We start from the raw sequence: 20,366 nt of genomic DNA on the forward strand, positions 1-20,366 counted from the left end.
TTTTATCAGAAAGGACAGACTCTTGCGTTTTTGTTAGAAATATACTCATAATAGTTGGTAACTCCCCCTTCTTTAAATTAGTAGGAAGATTTGTTAAATCTTGGTATGAAAAAAATTTATGAGGTCATAATTGTTGGCGCTGGTCCCGCTGGTCTTTTTGCCGGATTAGAGCTTGCAAAACAGGGTGTAACAGATGTTTTAATTTTGGAAAAAGGAAATAGCATTAAAACCAGAACAAAGCAGGAAACCATGTGGGGAGTGGGTGGTTCGGGAACTTTTAGTGACGGCAAATTGCATTTTAGTTTAAATTTAAGCCAAGAAAGGCTTTTGGATTTTGTAGAAAGAGATGAGGCTCAAGAGCTTTTGGATTATGTAGAAAGCACGCTTTTGGATTTTGGGGTTACGGCTCCTGTTACCCCAACCAATCTGGAGGATGCTACTTGCTTTGTTAAAAACTGCCAAAGAAATAACATAAAACTTTATACCCGTAAGTGTCGTCATGTAGGAAGCGATGTTTTGCCTAGTATTATTGGCAATATTACAGATAGTCTTGCGAAATCGAGGATACAAATAAAACCCAACTGCGAAGTCACGGAGTTTAAAAAGGAGAAAAATATCTTTAATATTAAAACCAACCAGGGAGACTACCGTGCAAAAGTACTACTTGTTGCTCCTGGACGAGGGGGAACCAAGTGGCTTCAAAATATTGCCAAAGATTTAAAAATTGGCTATGAATACCAAAAAGTTGAGATTGGCATCCGTCATGAATTCCCTGCTTCGGTTACCGAGGAACAATCAAAGGTAATGTACGAGGCAATTTATAGTGTACAAACCCCAACTTTTGATGATACCGTTCGGACACTTTGCCCTTGTCCTAATGGTCTTGTAGCAGTTGAGGATTACGGGTCTTATATTTGTGTCAACGGGCATTCCAGTTCCAAAAACGAATCCCCCAATAGTAATTTTGCTCTGGTGCAAGAGGTGGTTTTAACCGAGCCTGTGGAAAACACCACTGATTATGCAATTTCTATCGCAAAGTTGGCAACAACTCTTGGCGGGGGAAGACCTTTAATTCAGCGGTTGGCTGATTTGCAGAGTGGTAGAAGAAGCACGCAATCCAGAATTGCCAAAAGCAATATTACCCCAAGTTTAAAAGACGCTACCCCCGGAGATATCTCCATGGCGCTACCATACAGAATCGTGAGAAACCTTTTGGAGACGCTGGAGATTTTGGATAAAGTTTTACCGGGAATTAACGCTGGTTCCAATTTTTTATACGCGCCAGAAATAAAACTGCGAGGCTCCAGAATTATAACCAATAAATTTTTGGAGACACAAATTAAAGGGTTGTTTGTGGCGGGAGATGGGGCGGGGGTTTCGGGTAACATTGTCGGCGCCGCCGCAACCGGTGTTATCGCCGCAAGGGGAATTAACTCTGTTTTTCTCAAAAAATAGTTTGCTTTATGTAACTTATAGCCATTGTTGTTTATCTTGTGTAGATCGTATAAAATTTGGCAGTTCAAAACAACACTAGGTTGCATCACTCACACAAGGAGGAGGAAATGAACACAGGTGCCGTATTGGTAGGGGACGCTTTTTGGGGCGACAGTGGCAAGGGTAAAGGTGCCGCCTGGCTTGCGCTGATGTATAGCGCACAGATAGTTCTTCGTGGGGGCGGGGGTCCCAACGCCGAACATGGGATCTTTGTGGGAGAGCACTATGTTCGAACCAACCAGCTTCCGCTTAGTTGGATTTTAGCAGGATGTCCGATTGCGATTGGGTCTGGGACTGCAGTGGATCCAGTCAAGTTGCTTTCCGAGATGGAAAGATTTGGTCTTGGTTCTGATAGAGTCCACATAGATCCCCGTTGCCCTATAGTGGAAAGCAGGCACATAGCACAAGAGGTAGCAGATGCGGATATGGAAGCCATTGGTTCGACAAAGAGTGGGACGGGAGCCACACTGGTCGAATTTCTACGACGAGGAGAAGAGGTACGGCAAGCAAAAGATGTACCGCAACTTGCACCACTTATCCAAGATGTTGTGGTACTCTCCAACAAACTGGCAAGGGATGGGGTTGTGGTCGTTGAGGATGGCCAGGGATTTTGGCTGTCCTCGCGCTATGGAGAATATCCTAATGTGACCTCCAAGAACTGTACAACTGGGGCCATGATCGATGCCATAGGTCTGGGTTGGAGGTTAATCGGGGAAGTTTGGCTTATGGTGAAATCAAAACCCACGAGAGAGGGGAAGGGTGGTATGGGAAAATGCAGAGAGCTTACACTAAAAGAGATGAGACGGAGGGGGTTAGTGGAAGCCAGTTCGATTGGGGGTGTTCCCAGAAGGAAAGTTGATGGGATCGACTTCGACCTGCTGAAATACGCAGTTATGGTCAATGCACCGACTCACATTGCGTTGACCTTCGCAGAGCACCACGACCCCGAAGTTTCTGGGGTTACGAGTGCCGATAAGCTTACGCCAAAGACGAGGGAACTCATCGCAAGAGTTGAGAGGGAAACGGGGGTGCCGGTGGGGATGGTCGACACGGGAAAGCAGTTCAACCATGTTGTCAGTATCCCCCCGACGATGCCTATTCCCGAGCTGGACGAGAAAACGCTTGCCCGTTTGGCGTCGTATGTAGGGAGGTAGATAGGTAGTAGTGGCCTTGGGGGACACAACGGATACAGCGCTAAGGTAGCGTTCCGTTGCTTGTCCCCTGTTGTTTTTGTGGTAAAATAGATGCGGAGGTGAGGATTTATGATATTTTTACTGCTCTTTGTTCCCTTAATCGCCATGGCTTTATATGCCATTGGCGTCTACAACTTTTTAGCTACGGCAAAAGTTAGAATCAAAGCTTCTATCCAAGAAATTGGCAACCAGTTAAAACGCCAAGCGGAGTTAATTCCAAATTTAGAGGAGTCTGTTAAAGGCTATCTTAAGCACGAGAAGGAAATATTTGCCCTTTTAACATCAGCTAGAAAGAGCGTAGCGTCTGCCATAGACTCCAATAATTTAGGAGAGATGGTAAAGGCTAGCGACTCTCTGGCAAAAATTTTGCCTTCTATTCAAGCGACCTTCGAGAGTAATCCCGAAATAAAAGCTTCGGAGTTGGTCAAAAACCTAATGTCAAATCTGACTGATACTGCGGACAAAGTTTCCTACTCAAGAAGGCTTTTAATTGATTTGACAGCGGATTATAATGCCAAATTGGTGACTTTTCCCTCGAGCGTTGTTGCCAATTTGTTTGGGTTTAAAGCCGAGGCAGGTCTTACGACACCAGAAACGGGAAGCCATGTAGAAGTTTCGTCGACCGATGTAATTACTCCAAAGGTTAAACTTTAGGCTATGTCTACGGTTGTAAATTTTTACGAAAGGCAAGAGGAAAACACCCTAAAAACCCTGCTTTTGTTTGTGGGGTTTGTGGTGGTGCTGTGCCTTTTTGGTTATTTTATTGGTTACATTTATAATGATTCCCAATATTTAGTGCCTTTAGCCTTTTTATTTTCGCTTACCACCTCTTTTTTTAGTTACTATTTTAGCGATTCGGTTATTTTGTCACTCTCCAAAGCAACAGTTGCCAATAAAAAGCAGTATTTTGACTACTACAGCGTGGTGGAAAATATTTGTTTGGGAACAGGGTTGCCAATGCCCCGATTGTATGTGATTAATGATACCAGCCCCAACGCCTTTGCTACAGGAAGAGACAAAAATCACGCTACAATTGTTGCTACAACCGGGCTTTTGGACCAGCTTTCTCGACCAGAATTAGAGGGGGTTATGGCACACGAGCTTTCTCATGTTGGCAATAACGATATGTTGCTAATGACCGTAGTTGCGGTATTGGTAGGAACTGTGGTTATGGTAATGGACTGGTTTTGGAGGGTAAGAGTGAGAATCAATGATAATGACAACAAGCAAGCGGGGGCTATTTTTATGATACTGGCGTTGTTATTTGCAATTTTGACTCCAATTATTGCTCAACTTATTAAATTTGCTATATCAAGACAACGAGAATTTATGGCTGATGCCACAGCTGTGCGCTATACCCGCAATCCTAATGGTTTAATATCTGCCCTCACCAAAGTTGCTTCCTCCAAAGAACCCTTGGAAGTTGCCAACAAGGCCACCGCCCATTTATATTTTGAAAATCCTTTGGATAATGTGGAAGGCGATGGGGTCGGTCGCTTTAAAAACCTCTTTTCCACCCACCCACCTGTTTCCGAAAGGATAAAAAGATTAAAAGCAATGTAGCAATCTCACTCAATTTTTAAATCTTTAATGGTTGTTTCGATTGCAGTTTTTCCATTAAAAGTGTTTTCGGAGATAGAGTAAGCAACTGATACATTTTGTCCCAGTGATAGCTTATCGTAGTGATTTTCCGCCCCATTAAAAACCTTGCCCACAATTTTAAAGTTTGAGTTTTCTCCGTCACACAAAACAATTTTTAGATGATTAGATGCTTTGCCAAATCTGGAGAATCCGCAAACCTTAACCTGCGTGGAGTAAAAAACTGGAGTGGGGTTGCCAAGACCAAACGGCTCCATTTGTTTAATTAGTGCCAACAGATTAGCCTTTACTAAACCTAATGGAATTTCGGTATCTACCTCTACAAAAGGCAAAAGCAATTTGGGATCAATCTCTTTTTCCGCTAGATCTTGCGCCTGCTTGATAAATTTTTGCAGCTTATCCGATTTTAAAGAGAATCCGGCAGCGGCTTTATGACCGCCAACGCTCCCAAAAACACCCTTAATTTTACGGAGGAAACTAGTAAGATCAAATCCAGGAACGGATCTTGCCGACGCTTTGCAGTTTTCTCCGTTTACGCTAATAACAATTGCGGGTAAAAAATACTTTTGAGTTAATTTTTGTGCCACTAACCCAATGACTCCTTCATGAAACCCTTCACCATAACAAACAATAAGTTTCTTGCCTATTATCTTTTTGACCTCCTCATCGGCATTTAAAAATATCTCGTCGGTTGTGGCTTGCCTTTCTAAATTTATCTCGTTGAGACTTTTGGCAATTTCCTCACCCTGCTTGGCATTATTTGTACATAAAAGCCTTAAAGCGTCAATCCCATGAGAAATTCTTCCAGCGGCGTTTAATCTTGGTCCAATAATCCACCCGACTTCGTAGGGGGTGATAATTTTATTTTCTATTCCTGCTACTTTAATAAGTTCTTTTATACCAACTCTGTTGGATTTTGATAGATGTGGTAGTCCGTATTTTACAATACTGCGATTGATATCCAGTAATGGTTGTAGATCAGCAATAGTTGCCAGTGTTGCTAAATCTAAGGAATCTTCATCACTTTTGTTATGAATATACGATGAGAGCATGTAGGCAATTCCTCCAGAGCAAAGTTTTAGAGTGTGTAGAATGACTTTGGCATCAGGTAACTTTTTTGGAAGTTCGTGATGATCAATTATGGCAACGGTAAATCCTAATGATTTGGCGTATGCAACTTCGTCAACTGCTGTAATTCCACAATCAATAGCAATCAATAATGGTTTAGCACCAACGCCAATTTTTTGAGCAATGGCGTCAATGGATTTTTTGGTTAGTCCATAGCCATGCTCAAACCTATTGGGAATAAAAGGCAAGCAATTCCTGTGTCCTAGACTTTTGTAAATCAGTTCCCACAAAATGGCTGTTGCCGTGATTCCATCCACATCATAATCTCCGTGGACGATTACGAATGAGTTATCGTTAATGGCTTTTCTAATCAGCTTTTCTAATTTGGAAAGGCTTGGAGCGTATTTTCCAAAAATTTCTTTGGGTTTACCCAGATATGTATAAGGGTGTGGGGGATTAAGAAAGGCCTCAACATCTTCCCCTGCTCGGTTTTCCAATAGAATTTCTTCCACCTGTTTTAAATTTGTCGTGATCGCCTTACTATTTTTATTTCGTATCTCCATTTTATTCGGGTTCGTCCCATTCGGGTTCGTCCCATTTGGGACGAACCCGAATTAGGAACTAAATAAATATTCCTTGTTTTGGATTATATTCTATTTCTTTAGCGTAAGAATCTATCTTACTCCAGTTAGTAGATTGAACTAAAGTTGGATGTAGGTTTAACCAGGGTAAATCTCGGTTATTTATGTAATTTTGTAACGAAGAGTACTTATATTCAGACGACCCACCAACAATCCCCGACTTGTATGGGTTTAAGTGAATATATCTTCCTACATGGATAAGTTGAGCTTCTGTAATTATTGGAACTGCTCTGTAACACCCTTGGATTAAAGGTCCCTCCCTTGAATATTTCTCATTAAAGAACCCCGCATACACGGAGAGAATTCTTTTGGAAAATTCTTTTATTCCATAGTCTACTAAATTCTTACATAAAATGTGAAAGTGGTTGGGCATTAGGCAATATGCATAGAGCTCAAGTTGTCCAAAAACGCTGTTGGCTGGAATTTCTACTTCTTTCTTAGCAATTATTCTGCTTTCTTTAAAATCTTTAGTTAGGTATTTCTTAAGAAGGTAGATAAAGAATATGTAATCTTCGTGATCCAAAAACATCTCACACCTGTTAATTCCACGACCGTAAATGTGGAAAGTAATATCTGGCTTGTGGGTTTTACAGCGATTTTTATATGGCATTTTTCATTCGGGTTCGTCCCATTTGGGACGAACCCGATTTAGAAAAAGTTTACGATGGTTTAATTAAAAGTGCAAGAAATTCTGTATTTCCACCTTTTGATCCGACAATTGGTGATCTTACAATTTCTAAAATTTTTCCACCTTCTTGCTCAATATCTCTTTTAACTTTATTTAATACTACTTGAGTAAACTTGTCTTCTAATCTGCCTCGGGTAAGCATTCCCCTTTCTGCCTCGTAGTGAGGTTTTATCAAAGAGACTATTTTTCCTTGGGGTTTTAAATTAGCCAGCGCATTGGGAATAATTTTACTTTGAGGAGTCCAGCCGACATCAACGGTAATAAAATCTACAGGTTCGGGGAGGTTTATAAAAATAGCGTTGGTTTTTTCTAGCACTTTTACCCTAGCGTCATTCCTCAACTTCCAATCTAATACCCCATACCCTGTGTCAACGGCATAAACTTTTGTAGCCCCGTGTTGTAGCATGCAGTCAGTAAAGCCTCCAGTTGAGCATCCAAAATCCGCGCAGATTTTATCCTTCAAGTCAATTTTAAATGTATTAAGGGCGTGTTCTAACTTTTCCCCCGCTCGGGATACAAACATTTTATCTGTAGATGATTGCATTGGAAAATTTTAGCACAATACGATTAAATTATTAGGGAGAGTCCCTAAAAACGGGATCAGAGGTATTTAAGGGACTCTCCCTAAAAATCAATAAATACAATTTGTATAATTGGATAAATTAGAATAATTGGAAGTTGTGATGGTCGTGTGAGTCTAAAAACAGGGTTTTTTCTAGTTGGTAAATTTAAAGGTGGAGAGAATTTTATTGCCAATCTCAAATAACTCTTCCTTATTAGGGTTTCTGTAGTCAATTGACAACTCAATGTCGTATAATAGCCCGTTTTTCTCAAAACGAAGATCTACTCGAGATGCTTTACTCGAAGAATCAGAATAAATCCATGTAAGCTTATAACCATTTGCTCCATCTGTTGTAGTCTCTTCTCCCTTTCCTTGATAGTTCTTTTCCCAAGAATCCAAAACATTTTTAGCCATTTGTAGGTTACTGTTTATTGATGTAGCTATTGTTGATATAGAAATCCTATCATTAAAAGGTGTTTTAGAATACTCCACTTTTGCAACGGAGTTCATTCCCATATCAATACTTGGTCTATAATTCTCGTCATCTTCCTCGCTCCTAAGTAACCACCCCTCTGGGTACTTAATAGAATATTTTCCTTTGATACTAGTATATGTTTTCCAGCCGGCGGTGGGGTCGGGTGATGGGGCAACAGATACAGCTGTTGTGTCAGTTGGTTTTGTGGTTGGAGTTAATGCTTTTTTGTAAACTACAATTCCAGCAATGGTTAAGACGATAATTAGCAAAACGGCAATTAGTACTTTTGGAAGACTAGATTTTGCTTTTGGTTCTTCTTGTTGTGGGATTTGGATAGGTTGTTCAACTGGGGCTTGTTCTATTGGGGTTGGGTCGGTTTGGTTTTCCATATTTTAAATACTACCACCGCTTTTTAGTCAATGCAATAATTGCAATTTGGATGACTTTTTCGGGTGAGACCCCGATACAAAAAGCAAATACCCTTTGGGGTCTCACCCGATAGAATCATTTCTTTTTGGCTAACTGTTTCCAGACAACCAGAAGTGGAGCGGCGGTGAAAGTGGAGGAGTAGGTTCCGGAAATTGTTCCCACCAAAAGCGCCAAAACAAACCATTTAATAGTCTCTCCTCCCAGCAAAAATAGAGCCAACAACATAAAAATTATGGTCATGGAGTTATTAAACGACCTAGTGATTGTTTCTGTTAACGCTTTATTGACTAAATTTTCAAATTTGGCGTTTGGCTGGTGCTTTAACGACTCTCTAATTCTATCATAAACTACAATCGTGTCATGAACACTAAAAGAAAGAATCGTCAAAACTGCGGTAACTATCAAAACATCAATCTCTACCCCCTTAAAATGTCCCAAAAAGCTAAAAACGCCAAGCAAAATTATAGTGTCGTGAAACATAGCAATAATTGCCGAAATTCCAAACATCTTATCTTTAAATTGCCTTGCCACATGTAGCAAAATAAAAAACGAGGCAAGAATAACCGCAGCCACAGTCTTAAACACCAATTCTTTGCCAACTGAAGGTCCCACGCTTTCAAACGATATTTCCTGGAACTCACCGCCAGCCTCCTTAATTTTGCTTTGAAATGTAGAATATTGGCTTTGCGTAACCTCTTTGGATTTAATTAGGTAAATACCTTGTTGATTGGTAAAATTTGATATTTCTATACCAGATTCTTTGGCGAATGCTTTAACTTGCTCGTCTTGAAAATTGGAATTTGATAATTGGAATTTTAAAGCCGTCCCGCCGGTAAACTCAACCGAGGGTTTTAAGCCCCACATGGCAAGCCCAAAAATAGAAGGAAGAACAAACGACAGCGAAAAGGCAAAATAGTAATATTTAAAACGCATAAAATTGATCATTTTCGTATACGATAGAAAACTCTAATTAAATTGCGCGAGACCACAATTCCGGTAAAAAGAGAAATCACAATTCCCAAAAACAGTGTCAGCGCAAAGCCTCTTATTGGTCCGGAAGTATGTAGAAATGACCAGTTAAAAGGATTAAACAAAATGAAAGCGGTAATAATGGTGGCAATATTGGAATCTCTTATCGAATCCCAGGCCCTGCCAAACCCCAGTTCCATAGCAATAGAAAGAGGCTTTCCCATTCTTATTTCTTCTTTAATTCGCTCAAAAATTAAAATATTAGCATCCACCGCCATCCCAATAGACAAAATAAATCCTGCAATTCCCGATAGGGTCAGGGTAACCGGTATCAGTTTATAAATTGCTAAAGTAATTAGACCATAGATAATAAGAGCTATATCAGCAAGGATTCCTAATCTGCCGTAAAGCGCAACCATAAAGATCATAACAATTAAAAGTCCCACAATTCCCGCAACCGCGCTTTTTTTAACCGATTCTAAACCAAGAGTTGGAGGGACATTCTCTTGGCTTAATATAGTAAGAGGTACTGGAAGTGATCCGGCATTAAGTAGTCGTACTACTTGATTAATCTCTGCAAGAGTGAACTCGCCAGTAATTTGTGCCTGACCACCACTTATCGTTTCTTTGACCATTGGTGATTGCAGAACCCTTTCGTCAAGCATAATCGGTAGCATTCTATCTACATTTTTAGCGGTAACCTCCTCGAACTTTTTCCCTCCCTCGGTGGTAAATTCCAACGAGATGTAAGGTTTATTATTATTAGGATCAAAAGCAACACTGGCCCTTTTTAAATCTTTTCCCGAAAGTCCTGCGGGTTCAAAATCATCTATAGTTGTGGGTGTATCAATACCTTCTTTTAATTGTCTAAATTCCAAAAATGCCACCTGTGAAAGTTCGTTAATTGCCTGTTGCGGATCTGTTACTCCTGGAAGTTCCACGACAATTCTGGAGTAGTCTTTACTTTTTAAAGTTAATATCGAGGGTTCCGAGACTCCCAAGGAATTAATTCTGCGCTCAATTATGGCTCTTGCCGATTCCAAACTAGCAGTTTGATTCGCCGTTTCTACTTGAGACATATCGGCGTTTAGCGTAACCCTGACACCGCCTTTTATATCTAATCCTTGCTTAATTTGTAAATCTCTGACAAATCGTCCGCCAAAAAGGTTTAGGCTATAGCCGCCAATTTCGGTGTCAATTTTAAAGTTTTCGTAGGAAAATTTAAGAGGTATTTTGGGAAGATCGATTAACAGAGAAACACCAGATAACAAAATAACCGCCAGCAATGTAATTTTCGGAGTAATAGGCATCTTATTTGAGGGATTAAATCTTGCAGTACTTATCCTCTTCGCCAATAAAAATAATTCTAGCTTGGGTTAGAACTTTTACAATAAAGGGGTCGAGGCGTTTTTTTCTAAAGTCAAATTCATCTTCTCCCATAACGCAGTAGTTTATTTCGCGCCCCAGCTTTTCTTGCTGTTTTTCAATAATTGCTTTTAATACTTTTACATCTATAGTGCCAACTAAAAGCAAATCAACATCTTCGGCCCCGCTTTTACGACCAGTAATAAATTCTTTGGATACGAGCGCAAATTTAACTTTTCCTAGCGATTTTTGCTCGTTTAAAATTTTAGATGCTAAACCTTGTTCTTTTTCCCAACAGGACAAAAGATCCCAGTAGTAGGGATATTCTTTTTTTATTCTGTAGTAAACTCGATTTCCTTGAGTTTCTCTTCTTATCAGACCCGCTTTAAACAAATTGTCTAATTCACGCCTGATGGCATTAATTTCTGTTCCAACTCGCCTTGTTATTTCTCTTACATGAAGACCAGTATTATCTTGAGACAAAAACAACGAGAGGATTTTAACCCTTACTTTAGAAGTAATCAAATCTTGTAGCATTTTTAAGTTGTCTGGTAAGAGACAGTATTACCAGATGGAACTATTTCGATCCAAATTTGCCCGCGGTTTAATTCTACAGGAACTCCAGCAGAATCGAAATACTTTGTTCGTGATCTTGACGATTGCTTTGACCAAGTAGCCACAATTCTTTGACCATCTCGATATATTTCGGCTTGTCCAGTACCTAGCGTTTGGTACATCAGGTGGTTCTTTTTGTCGCCAACGGAAGTCTCCTTCTCAAATTGCACAATAACGGTTTTAGCCATTATTTCGGCTTGGGTTTCGGCATCCTTTACAAGTTCTCCTCCTTGATACCTTCTATAAGAATTGGTTTTGGGGTCGTATTCCCACTTTACATTGTATCCTGACATATTTGACCAAAAATCAAATTCCAAGACACCTTTTGCTGGTCGTTGTTCTACCTTTAAATCATCTTTAAATTTCCAAGAATCGAACGACGGAACTTGTCTCCAGTCGCTTTCAGGATATTTGGTAACATAAGCCTCCCAGAGTTTTGTGGTAGACGCATATCCAGTATGTTCTGTAGCTTTTCCAGGTCGATCAACCCTAAAATAAGCCATGTCACCAATCCACATTTGGTCCAAATCTGGCATGTTAAGCTCGTTGACTTTAAGATAAGCGTCGGCTTCGGGGTAGGTAACACTGGGGTCGTTGGGGTTCTGATACGCCGCTCCCCAGTGGGCATAAAGTCCCTGATATTCGGCATTCCAATCCTCGTAATAAACTCGAGCGCTTCTTACCGGTCCCAATTTTTCGCAATCTTTAGTTTGGTAAATTGCCAAAAAGCGGGTTATTCCTCCTTCAGCAACAGCCTCATAAACAATATCGGCATTATTTAAGCACGATTGAGGTCTGGCTTCTGTATGGTTGTTGATCATTACCCCCAGAGGGCGTCTTTTTGTCCAAATATCCTCCTGCTCTTTTGTGGTGTAAGTGCCGTTTATTGGTGAGGGGATATTGCCAAAATTGCCACCCGCCAACAAGTTGTCGTTTTGAACTTGAGTATTTTGCTCACTTCCTGTTTTGGCAACAGGTGATAGAGGCTGTTTTCCTTTCCAGTATCCAAAAGAAGTTAACGCGTAGATAAGGGCGGAAAAGATAGCTAAAAACCCAAAAACCACAATGGCAATTATTAACAGCTTGTCCTTGGGTTCCTTTCCCCCTTCTTGGGGGTTCTGGTCAATAGGCACCTCCTTTTGCATTCCGGTATCCAAGAGAGTATTTATTTGGGGCATATGTTTTTTAAAATATCCAAAACTAATAATTAAGTTTATGGTATCATAAAAAATATGTCTAAGAAAAGGCACAAAAACGAAATTAAAAAACTGCGGGCAAAAATAGAAATGTTAAAGTCGCAAGTATCACCGGAGGTGCTTAAGCAGGTAGAGCCCAATCTTATTACATCCGATAACAAAATAGATTCTTTGCCTAAAATATCAGAGGTCGTAACTTACGATATGACTACATTTATTGTGGCGGATTTTAGAAAATCGGTTGTAATCTCAATTTTGCTATTTGGAATAATAATATACCTATGCCTTTTTGGAGATAATCCGTTCACAAATTTCTAATTACTCTGCTCGTAATCTAAACCCCAACGCTTCGTTTAGCGAATCCACTTCAATTCTATCTTGTCCCTTTAGGTCGCTTACAGTTTGAGCAACTTTAATTATTTTAAAGTAACTTCTTGCCGAAAGCCCATATTTAGAAACCGCCAAATTTAAAACGGCTTTTGCTTCGGTGGACAAAACACAGTAATTTTTGATATCTTTAGTAGTCATATCGGCATTGCAAACAATTTTTGTGCCCTTAAATCTTATTTTTTGAATATCGCGAGCTTTTTGGACCTGTTTTTTAATTTCTTTGGAGGATTGAGATTTGGAGTTATTGGGAGAATTAAGTTTGTCTGGTTCAACCGAGGGGACTTGGGCATGAATATCAATACGGTCCCAAATTGGACCACTGACTCGCTTTTTATAATTTCTAATTTGGTTGGGGGAGCAAATGCAGGCGACTTTTTGTCGGCCTAAATTTCCGCAGGGGCAGGGGTTGGAGGCAGCAACTAGGGTAAAACGGGCTGGAAAAGAAAGCGTTCCCGAGGCACGGCTAATGGTTACGACACCATCCTCCAAAGGTTGTCTTAAAGACTCCAAAACATGGCGGGGAAGTTCAGGAAATTCATCCAAAAATAAAACACCCCTATGAGCCAAACTTATTTCTCCGGGGTTAATTGTAGAACCACCGCCAATAAGACCGACACGAGATGTTGTGTGGTGGGGACTTCTAAAGGGTCTTTTGGAAACAATTGGAGTTTTGGGACCAAGAATTCCACAAACGGAATAGATTTTTGTAATTTCCAGCGCTTCATCCAGTGTTAAGTTAGGCATTATAGATGGAAGGGCACGGGCAAGCATGGTCTTACCACTTCCCGGAGGTCCTGACATGCTGACATTGTGACCGCCAGCAGCCGCAATTTGCACTGCTCGTTTAGCTTGCTCTTGCCCTATAATATCCGCAAAATCGGTTTCTATTTCGTCCTCGTTATTTAGGATTTCCTCAAAGTTGATGTTTTTCTCGGGATAAATTATCTTGGTACCTTCAAGATGTTCAAAAATGGAAGTTAAATTTGTGACAGAAATGGTGTTAATCCCAACAACCACAGATGATTCCTTGGCGTTGTCGGTCGGTACATAGATATGGGTAAAATTTTTGTTTTGGGAAAAAATACTGATTGGCAATACTCCAGAAATTTGTCTTAAAGACCCGTCAAGCGATAATTCCCCCACAAACATTTTGGATTTAAGGTCTGCAGTCATGGGATGCTCTTTGCTTGCAGCTAAAATTCCAATGGCAATTGCCAAATCAAACGCGCTTCCTTTTTTTGGTAAGTCGGCTGGGGCTAAGTTAACAGTTATTCTGTGGTCGGGAAAAACCATGCCAGAGTTTTTGATAGCGCTTTTAACGCGCTCTTTTGACTCGTCTACCTCTCGTGATGGTAAACCAACAATTGTAAAAGAAGGAAAACCGCGCTCCTCTAAATTTACTTCCACGGTCACGGGAAATGGGTCAAGACCCACAACTGTAGCAGAATTAACCTTGGCAATTGGCATTGGTTATGAATATACCCAAAGTTGAGATAGGGGTAAAGGTTTAAATTTTAAGAATCCCTTGTGCAGATTCGAGGTACATATCTAACGAACGGTCAACAGCATTGTCAATAAGGTCTAAAAAATCGTTAAGATTGCCTCCAAGTTGTGCCTTTTCGATAGCGTTTATATATTGCATGCGATCTTCTTTTCTAATAACAGCTGGTGGGTATCCCATCTGAACTAAAAGTAGATTCATTAAAATTCGAGCTGTTCTGCCGTTACCATCTACAAATGGGTGAATGCTTACTAACTTAAAATGAGCAAGAGCAGAAATTGTGGCTGGGTGAGAACTATTTTCTGCTTTTAGCCACAATATAAATTCCTCCATCAAATCTGGAACTTTAAAAGGGTTGGGCAATGCAACGGTTGATCCTGCAATTCTAACAGGTACATTCCGATATCTACCGGCATTATTGTCGTCAATTTTTGTTAAAATAAGTCTGTGAATATCTAAAATATCCGCCTCGATTATCTCCTGCCTCTTTTTGCTTTCGATTGATTTAATAAAATCAAGGGCATTAGCATGGTTAATAGATTCCTGGTGTTCTTGTAGCGTCTTACCTTTTATAGTAATACCTTTTTCTACTACTAATGCGGTTTCTGCCCTAGATAGCGTGTTACCCTCAAGGGCATTGGATGTATAAGTAAGCTCAATTTTATACCACTCTTCCAAATTTTTAACCAATTCTGGCGGGAACGGTTTGTAGGAATCTAGTAATTGCTTCTTTTTTGTAAGTTGCGTTAGTGTTTCGTCTAAATTTGTCATTAAATGATTTCTTCTAACTTGTGAATTGAGTTAATAATACTAATGTCTTTGATTAGAGATAAAGCCGCCTTTGGAGTTGTCCATTTATAGGCAATTTGTTCCTTATCGTTTAATGCAATCTCCCCCGAAACATATTCACAAAGAAAGCTTACACCCAAATGCTCCGCCTTTTCAGGACCTCTAAAAAAGTGAAAGGTATTAAATGGTTGCAATGGCTCAACAACTAAATTTACCTCCTCTTTAACTTCTCGTTTTAGAGCTTCTTCAAAAGTTTCCCCTTGATCAACCCTTCCTGTAATAATTTCCCATTCACCGGGGGCATGCGACCGCTCGAATGATCTTTGAGTGATTAGTACCTTTCCATTTTTTACTATTACAGCTTCTACTGCCACATTAAATATTCCTGGAAGTTTGCCCATATTTGTATTGTAGCAAAATTTAAATAAATTACCTAATGTTTACGCCAAAAGATTCAAGTCCTTTTAATGGTGTGAGTACGCTGTTAGAATGTCTTTCTATGCTTAAAGCGTATAAAACATTCTATAACAAGATTTAAGAAGAATTTTCCGATTAATTTCCCCGCCTATGGCGGGGGCGTTACATAATGTCCGGAGTAGAAATTTAGTTAATAATGATATAAGGGGTTTCTAAAAAATTATGTTAGAGGCGTACAAGACATTCTACAAATTTATCTTTAAATACAAGCTTCGCTTTGCGGGGTTTTTAGTGGCACTTACTATTTTAGGTATTGCGGAAAGTATTCAGCCCTATTTTTATAAACTCTTTATCGATGAAATCGCTAAACCCGGATTAGGCAAAGTGTTTGTAGTTTTGGTGTGGTTTTTTTCAGTAAGACTTGCTCAAGCATTTGCCAATGTTGTAACTCATCAATTAGGTGATTGGGTTGTTCTTCCAGCATCTCGCGATGCGCGAAGTGCGGTAATTAAAAAAATCCAAGATCTGGACATGGCTTTCCATCTTTCTAAAAGTACTGGGTCGTTAATTAGCGTTATCAAACGCGGAGACAGTGCATTTTTTGATACCTTTGATAATTTACACTTTGGAATTGTGCGGGTTGCCATAAATCTTATTGTGACTTTATGGGCTTTTAACAGCATCAGCCCCTTTTTTGTTGTAATTACACTTACCGTTTTTATCGCCAATTTATTTATCGCCAAAGGTTTGATTGCTGTTAATTTAAAGGCTCGTAAAGAATTTAATGAGGAGGAAGACAAGCTCTCAGCTTTAATTGTGGATAACCTTTTAAACTATGAAACGGTGAAGCTTTTTGCTAAAGAAAAAAGGGAGGAACAGCGCCTAAAAGACCATTTTGTAGTTTGGCTCAAAAAGTTTTGGGGATATGCCAATTCTTTTAGAATGTTGGAACTTACTCTTGGAATTTTGGGAAATCTAGGATTTATTGTTGTTTTGTATCTAACAGCAAAAAGAACTTTGTCTGGCGCTTATTCCCCAGGGGATTTTGTCTTAGTGGTTGGTTTTATGGTCGCGTTCTATTCTAGATTTTTTGACTTTGTCTGGAGGCTTCGCTCAATTTTTAAAAATCAAGTCGACATCGAAAAGTATTTCGGAATTTTTGAAAATAAGACACTTGTGATTGATCCAGATATTCCCGTTACAATTAAAGATATTAAAGGAGAAATAGAGTTTAGAAATGTTGCTTTTTCGTACCCTGAAGGAAAAAGAGACGCGTTAAAAAACTTTAATTTAAAAGTTAGGGTAGGACAATCTGTGGCCTTGGTTGGGGAATCGGGCGCTGGAAAAACCACGGTTGCCAAACTGCTGATGCGTTTTTACGATACTGATGAAGGTACAATTACAGTAGATGGCGTAGATATCCGTGATATGGAAAAGTCGTATTTGCGATCAAATATTGGAGTTGTGCCACAAGATCCAATTTTGTTTAACAATACTGTGGCTTTTAATATTGGTTATGGGTTAGATAACCCAACTCAAGACCAGATAGAGGGTGCATCCAAAATGGCAAATTTGTACGATTTTATAAAAAGTTTACCTAAAGGTTACCAAACGGAAGTGGGGGAACGAGGGGTAAAATTATCTGGTGGTCAAAAGCAACGCTTGGCAATTGCGCGAATGATGCTTGCTAATCCCGAAATCGTGATCTTGGATGAGGCCACAAGTCAGCTGGACTCCGAAACCGAGGCTAAAATTCAGGAGGCTTTTTGGAAAGTGGCCAAAAATAAAACCACTCTAATTATTGCTCACAGGCTCTCAACGGTAATGCGAGCCGATAAAATTGTGGTGATAGGGGAAGGGGAGGTAAAAGAAGAGGGGCCACATAAGGTTTTGGTTGCAAATCCAAAGAGTTTATATAGTAGATATTGGAAGTTACAGTCTAAGGCGTATTGATTAGTTGATTAATTCGGGACAGTCCCAAATGGGACTGTCCCGTATGAAATATGGTTGGATACAAGTTTGATCCTACAATCAAAGATCGTCTTGATAAAATTATCACCAAAGCTAACTTTACTAATATCAAGCCCGAGATGGTTCAGGTAATTGTAAGTGGTGGCACAAAAACTCGAGCCGTTGCCCGTATTTACTCATTTCCTCGCATTCATCAAGTAGCTTTTAATCTGGCACCTCGCTATGTAATAGAAATAATTTCGGAAAAGTTTTTTAAATATTCGGTGGAGGGGCAAGATAAGGTTTTAATTCATGAACTGATGCATATTCCAAAAACATTTAGCGGAGCCTTGGTTCCCCATAAGTGTTTTGGAAAAAAGGTAGTTTGCGCTAAAACTGTCAATGCCCTTTGGGAAAAGATGCAACAGGGTTAATGTATAATGTTTTTATGATTGCCCCCGAGATAATAAATCAAAGCTTAGAATATTTTTCTAGATTGGATTCTGCGGAATTACTTGCCAAACTTAAATCGTCTCCCGAAGGACTTTTGGATTCCGAGGCTAGAAAGCGCTTGGTGTTGTACGGAAAAAACTTAATTAAGCAAGAAAAAAAACACCACCTGATACTGCAATTTTTGTCTAATTTTAAAAATCCCTTAATTTTGATCCTAATGGTTGTTTCCGTGATCTCAATTATTTTGGGGGATAGATTTCAAGCCAGCATCGTGCTTGTTATAGTTGTCATGAGTGTGGCGTTAAACTTTGTTCAAGAGTACAAAGCAAATTTGGCTTCGGAAAAATTAAAAAGCAAGTTGGCTTACACAACGGCAATTATAAGAAATGGTGTAAAAAAAGAAATTGCCACAAAAAATGTCTGTTTGGGAGATATTGTGGAGCTTAATGCTGGAGATATGATTCCAGCCGATTGTCGCATTTTAAAAAGTACAGATGTTTTTGCCAACCAATCTACAATAACTGGAGAGTCATTTCCCGCGGAAAAACATGCCGAGGAACAAAACCCCAAGGGAAAAAATTCTTTTGAGCTGACAAACATTCTTTTGCACGGTAGCAGTATTATTTCGGGTACAGCGGTTGTTCTTGTCATTAGAACTGGTAGTCGCACGGAATTTGGAAAAGTCGCTCTAAATCTTTCCCAAAATGTTACCGAAAACGAGTTTACCAAGGGAATTCTCTCTTTTAGCCTTTTTATTTCTAAAATTATTCTTGTTTTTGTCCTTTTTATCTTTTCGTTTACCGCTCTAGTTAAGTTTGACTTTATTAACTCTCTGATGTTTTCTGTGGCAATTGCGGTTGGTCTTACACCGGAATTTTTGCCTATGATCATGTCGGTCTGTATGAGCAAGGGGTCACTTAACATGGCAAAAAAGGGCGTCATCGTAAAAAGATTGTCGTCCATTCCAACTCTCGGAAGTATGGATGTCTTGTGTACCGACAAAACTGGAACGCTGACTGAAAATAAAATTAAACTCATTAAGTATATCGATCTGGCTGGTAACCATTCCGAAAAGGTGTTGTTTCACTCTTATTTAAATAGCTTCTTTCAGACGGGAATTAACAATATTATGGACGAGGCGGTCTTAAGTTTTAAAGAAGTTGATATTGCGGGGTATAAAAAAATAGACGAGATTCCCTTCGATTTTAAAAGAAAGAGAATGACAGTTGTAGTTGAAGATAAAAATAAAAATCACTTTCTTATTACAAAAGGAGCTCCCGAGGAAATATTTAAACTAGCCAGTAATATTGTAAATACAGCCAATCTTGCGGATAGGTATAAACAACTAAGTAACGAGGGTTTTAGAGTACTTGCTGTAGCAATTAAAAAGCAACAAGTTATTAAAGAGAGGTATAGCACAAGCGACGAGTGCGATATGGAGCTCATTGGATATCTGGCATTTTTAGATCCGCCCAAAAAAGATGTTACAAGAGTCCTTCGTGATTTGGAAAATCTTGGGATAGAAATAAAGATTATTACTGGTGACAACGAGCTTGTGGCTAGCAGAATTTGCCAAGAGGTCGATCTTAAAGTTAAGGGTATTTTATTAGGTTCCGAAATAGATGAGATGTCCGAAGACGCGTTGTTGCAAAAAGTTAAAAACACCACAATTTTTGCCGAATTTTTGCCCGAAGATAAAACAAAAATAATTCTAGCTCTTAAAAAAGGTGGTTTTGTTGTGGGTTATTTGGGAGATGGAATAAACGATGCCCCTTCCTTAAAAACTGCCGATGTTGGAATATCGGTATCAAACGCCGTAGATATAGCAAGAGAAATGGCAGATATGGTTATGACTGCAAGAGGGTTAAATCAGCTAAAAGATGGAGTTTTGGAGGGGCGCAGGACTTTTGGAAATACCATGAAGTATGTCATGATGGGAATAAGTTCCAATTTTGGTAATATGTTTAGCGTTTTGGGAGCCGTAATTTTTCTGCCTTTTTTGCCTATGCTTCCTATCCAAATTCTATTAAATAATTTAATCTACGAAACCTCGCAAGTTACCATACCGACAGACAATGTAGACGAGGAATATCTGAACAAACCAAAAAGATGGGATGTAGGGAATATAAAAAAATTTATGCTGACATTTGGACCCATAAGCTCGCTGTTTGATTTTATTTCGTTTTTTGCTTTGTATCTATTTTTTAAAAATTCTCCCACGGGTTTTCAAACCGGGTGGTTTATGGAGTCTTTAGCTACACAAACTCTGGTTATTCATATCATTAGAACCCGAAAAATACCTTTTATTCAAAGTAGAGCAAGCAAGTATCTTATTCTTACGAGTTTAGCTGGAGTTTTAGTTGGATGGGTAATACCATTTACGCCAATTGGCAGGATTTTTAGCTTTAGCCCTTTGCCTGTCGGGGTTCTGTCAATTTTGATTGTGGTGGTAGTTTGTTATCTTGCTACGGTTGAGATTGTAAAAAGATACGCCTTTAAAAGAAGTTTTATTTCGTAAGAAACAAACTTGTTTATTTCGTAAGAAACAAACTTGTTTATTGAATAAGACTAC

19 protein-coding genes are annotated in these 20,366 nt (G+C 39.4%); 8 read left to right on the forward strand and 11 right to left on the reverse strand.

What is annotated here, in order from left to right; all coding sequences use genetic code 11:
• The first annotated feature begins 105 nt into the window (after window positions 1-105).
• The 4 genes from KKF75_00555 to KKF75_00570 all read left to right on the forward strand — a co-directional run bounded on the left by KKF75_00555 (window position 106) and on the right by KKF75_00570 (window position 4,250).
• Entirely contained in the window at window positions 106-1,455 is a 1,350-nt protein-coding gene (locus KKF75_00555) for an NAD(P)-binding domain-containing protein (GenBank protein MBU4380697.1), read from the forward strand.
• 107 nt (window positions 1,456-1,562) lie between these two features.
• Window positions 1,563-2,648: an adenylosuccinate synthetase gene (locus KKF75_00560; protein MBU4380698.1), complete on the forward strand. Its 1,086-nt coding sequence runs from the start codon at window positions 1,563-1,565 to the stop codon at window positions 2,646-2,648.
• Between the two features lie 108 nt (window positions 2,649-2,756).
• The gene (locus tag KKF75_00565; GenBank protein MBU4380699.1) at window positions 2,757-3,341 is read left to right on the forward strand and encodes a LemA family protein; all 585 of its coding nucleotides are present in this window, start codon (window positions 2,757-2,759) and stop codon (window positions 3,339-3,341) included.
• Between the two features lie 3 nt (window positions 3,342-3,344).
• The gene (locus KKF75_00570) at window positions 3,345-4,250 is read left to right on the forward strand and encodes a M48 family metallopeptidase (GenBank protein ID MBU4380700.1); all 906 of its coding nucleotides are present in this window, start codon (window positions 3,345-3,347) and stop codon (window positions 4,248-4,250) included.
• Between the two features lie 5 nt (window positions 4,251-4,255).
• On the opposite strand, the gene recJ is transcribed toward KKF75_00570, so the two are convergent.
• The 8 genes from recJ to KKF75_00610 all read right to left on the reverse strand — a co-directional run bounded on the left by recJ (window position 4,256) and on the right by KKF75_00610 (window position 12,276).
• Window positions 4,256-5,917, reverse strand: a complete 1,662-nt coding sequence (recJ, locus tag KKF75_00575; GenBank protein ID MBU4380701.1) for a single-stranded-DNA-specific exonuclease RecJ — start codon at window positions 5,915-5,917, stop codon at window positions 4,256-4,258.
• A gap of 58 nt (window positions 5,918-5,975) precedes the next feature.
• Complete coding sequence (locus KKF75_00580) at window positions 5,976-6,605, reverse strand: transposase (protein MBU4380702.1); 630 nt, start codon at window positions 6,603-6,605, stop codon at window positions 5,976-5,978.
• Window positions 6,606-6,654: 49 nt separating this feature from the next.
• Window positions 6,655-7,227, reverse strand: coding sequence for a TlyA family rRNA (cytidine-2'-O)-methyltransferase (locus tag KKF75_00585; GenBank protein ID MBU4380703.1), 573 nt, complete (start codon window positions 7,225-7,227; stop codon window positions 6,655-6,657).
• Window positions 7,228-7,398: 171 nt separating this feature from the next.
• Window positions 7,399-8,109 carry a hypothetical protein gene (locus tag KKF75_00590; GenBank protein MBU4380704.1) on the reverse strand — a complete coding sequence of 237 codons (711 nt, stop codon included), beginning with the start codon at window positions 8,107-8,109 and terminating at the stop codon, window positions 7,399-7,401.
• Window positions 8,110-8,224: 115 nt separating this feature from the next.
• Complete coding sequence (secF, locus tag KKF75_00595; protein ID MBU4380705.1) at window positions 8,225-9,094, reverse strand: protein translocase subunit SecF; 870 nt, start codon at window positions 9,092-9,094, stop codon at window positions 8,225-8,227.
• Window positions 9,091-10,428, reverse strand: coding sequence for a protein translocase subunit SecD (gene secD, locus KKF75_00600; protein MBU4380706.1), 1,338 nt, complete (start codon window positions 10,426-10,428; stop codon window positions 9,091-9,093). The genes secF and secD overlap by 4 nt, the downstream gene beginning before the upstream one ends.
• A gap of 13 nt (window positions 10,429-10,441) precedes the next feature.
• Window positions 10,442-11,020: a winged helix-turn-helix domain-containing protein gene (locus KKF75_00605; protein ID MBU4380707.1), complete on the reverse strand. Its 579-nt coding sequence runs from the start codon at window positions 11,018-11,020 to the stop codon at window positions 10,442-10,444.
• Window positions 11,021-11,022: 2 nt separating this feature from the next.
• Window positions 11,023-12,276, reverse strand: coding sequence for a DUF3048 domain-containing protein (locus tag KKF75_00610; protein MBU4380708.1), 1,254 nt, complete (start codon window positions 12,274-12,276; stop codon window positions 11,023-11,025).
• Window positions 12,277-12,330: 54 nt separating this feature from the next.
• Here KKF75_00610 and KKF75_00615 point away from each other — a divergent pair, with 54 nt between their 5' ends.
• A complete protein-coding gene (locus tag KKF75_00615) occupies window positions 12,331-12,612 on the forward strand; it encodes a hypothetical protein (GenBank protein ID MBU4380709.1) in 282 nt (93 codons plus the stop codon).
• On the opposite strand, the gene KKF75_00620 is transcribed toward KKF75_00615, so the two are convergent.
• The 3 genes from KKF75_00620 to KKF75_00630 are packed head-to-tail and all read right to left on the reverse strand — an operon-like array spanning window position 12,613 to window position 15,375.
• Entirely contained in the window at window positions 12,613-14,151 is a 1,539-nt protein-coding gene (locus KKF75_00620; protein ID MBU4380710.1) for a YifB family Mg chelatase-like AAA ATPase, read from the reverse strand.
• Between the two features lie 40 nt (window positions 14,152-14,191).
• Window positions 14,192-14,956: a Fic family protein gene (locus KKF75_00625; protein MBU4380711.1), complete on the reverse strand. Its 765-nt coding sequence runs from the start codon at window positions 14,954-14,956 to the stop codon at window positions 14,192-14,194.
• The gene (locus KKF75_00630; protein ID MBU4380712.1) at window positions 14,956-15,375 is read right to left on the reverse strand and encodes an NUDIX domain-containing protein; all 420 of its coding nucleotides are present in this window, start codon (window positions 15,373-15,375) and stop codon (window positions 14,956-14,958) included. The genes KKF75_00625 and KKF75_00630 overlap by 1 nt, the downstream gene beginning before the upstream one ends.
• 238 nt (window positions 15,376-15,613) lie before the next feature.
• Here KKF75_00630 and KKF75_00635 point away from each other — a divergent pair, with 238 nt between their 5' ends.
• From KKF75_00635 to mgtA, 3 genes are read left to right on the forward strand one after another with little or no spacing between them, the layout of a single operon-like run.
• The gene (locus KKF75_00635) at window positions 15,614-17,344 is read left to right on the forward strand and encodes an ABC transporter ATP-binding protein/permease (protein MBU4380713.1); all 1,731 of its coding nucleotides are present in this window, start codon (window positions 15,614-15,616) and stop codon (window positions 17,342-17,344) included.
• Between the two features lie 50 nt (window positions 17,345-17,394).
• The gene (locus tag KKF75_00640; GenBank protein ID MBU4380714.1) at window positions 17,395-17,775 is read left to right on the forward strand and encodes a metallopeptidase; all 381 of its coding nucleotides are present in this window, start codon (window positions 17,395-17,397) and stop codon (window positions 17,773-17,775) included.
• Window positions 17,776-17,789: 14 nt separating this feature from the next.
• Window positions 17,790-20,312 (forward strand): magnesium-translocating P-type ATPase, encoded by a 2,523-nt coding sequence (gene mgtA / locus KKF75_00645; protein MBU4380715.1) that lies wholly within the window; start codon window positions 17,790-17,792, stop codon window positions 20,310-20,312.
• Window positions 20,313-20,366: the final 54 nt, after the last annotated feature.

The organism is Patescibacteria group bacterium (assembly GCA_018896215.1).
Classification (GTDB): Bacteria; Patescibacteriota; WWE3; order 0-14-0-20-40-13; family 0-14-0-20-40-13; genus JAHINB01.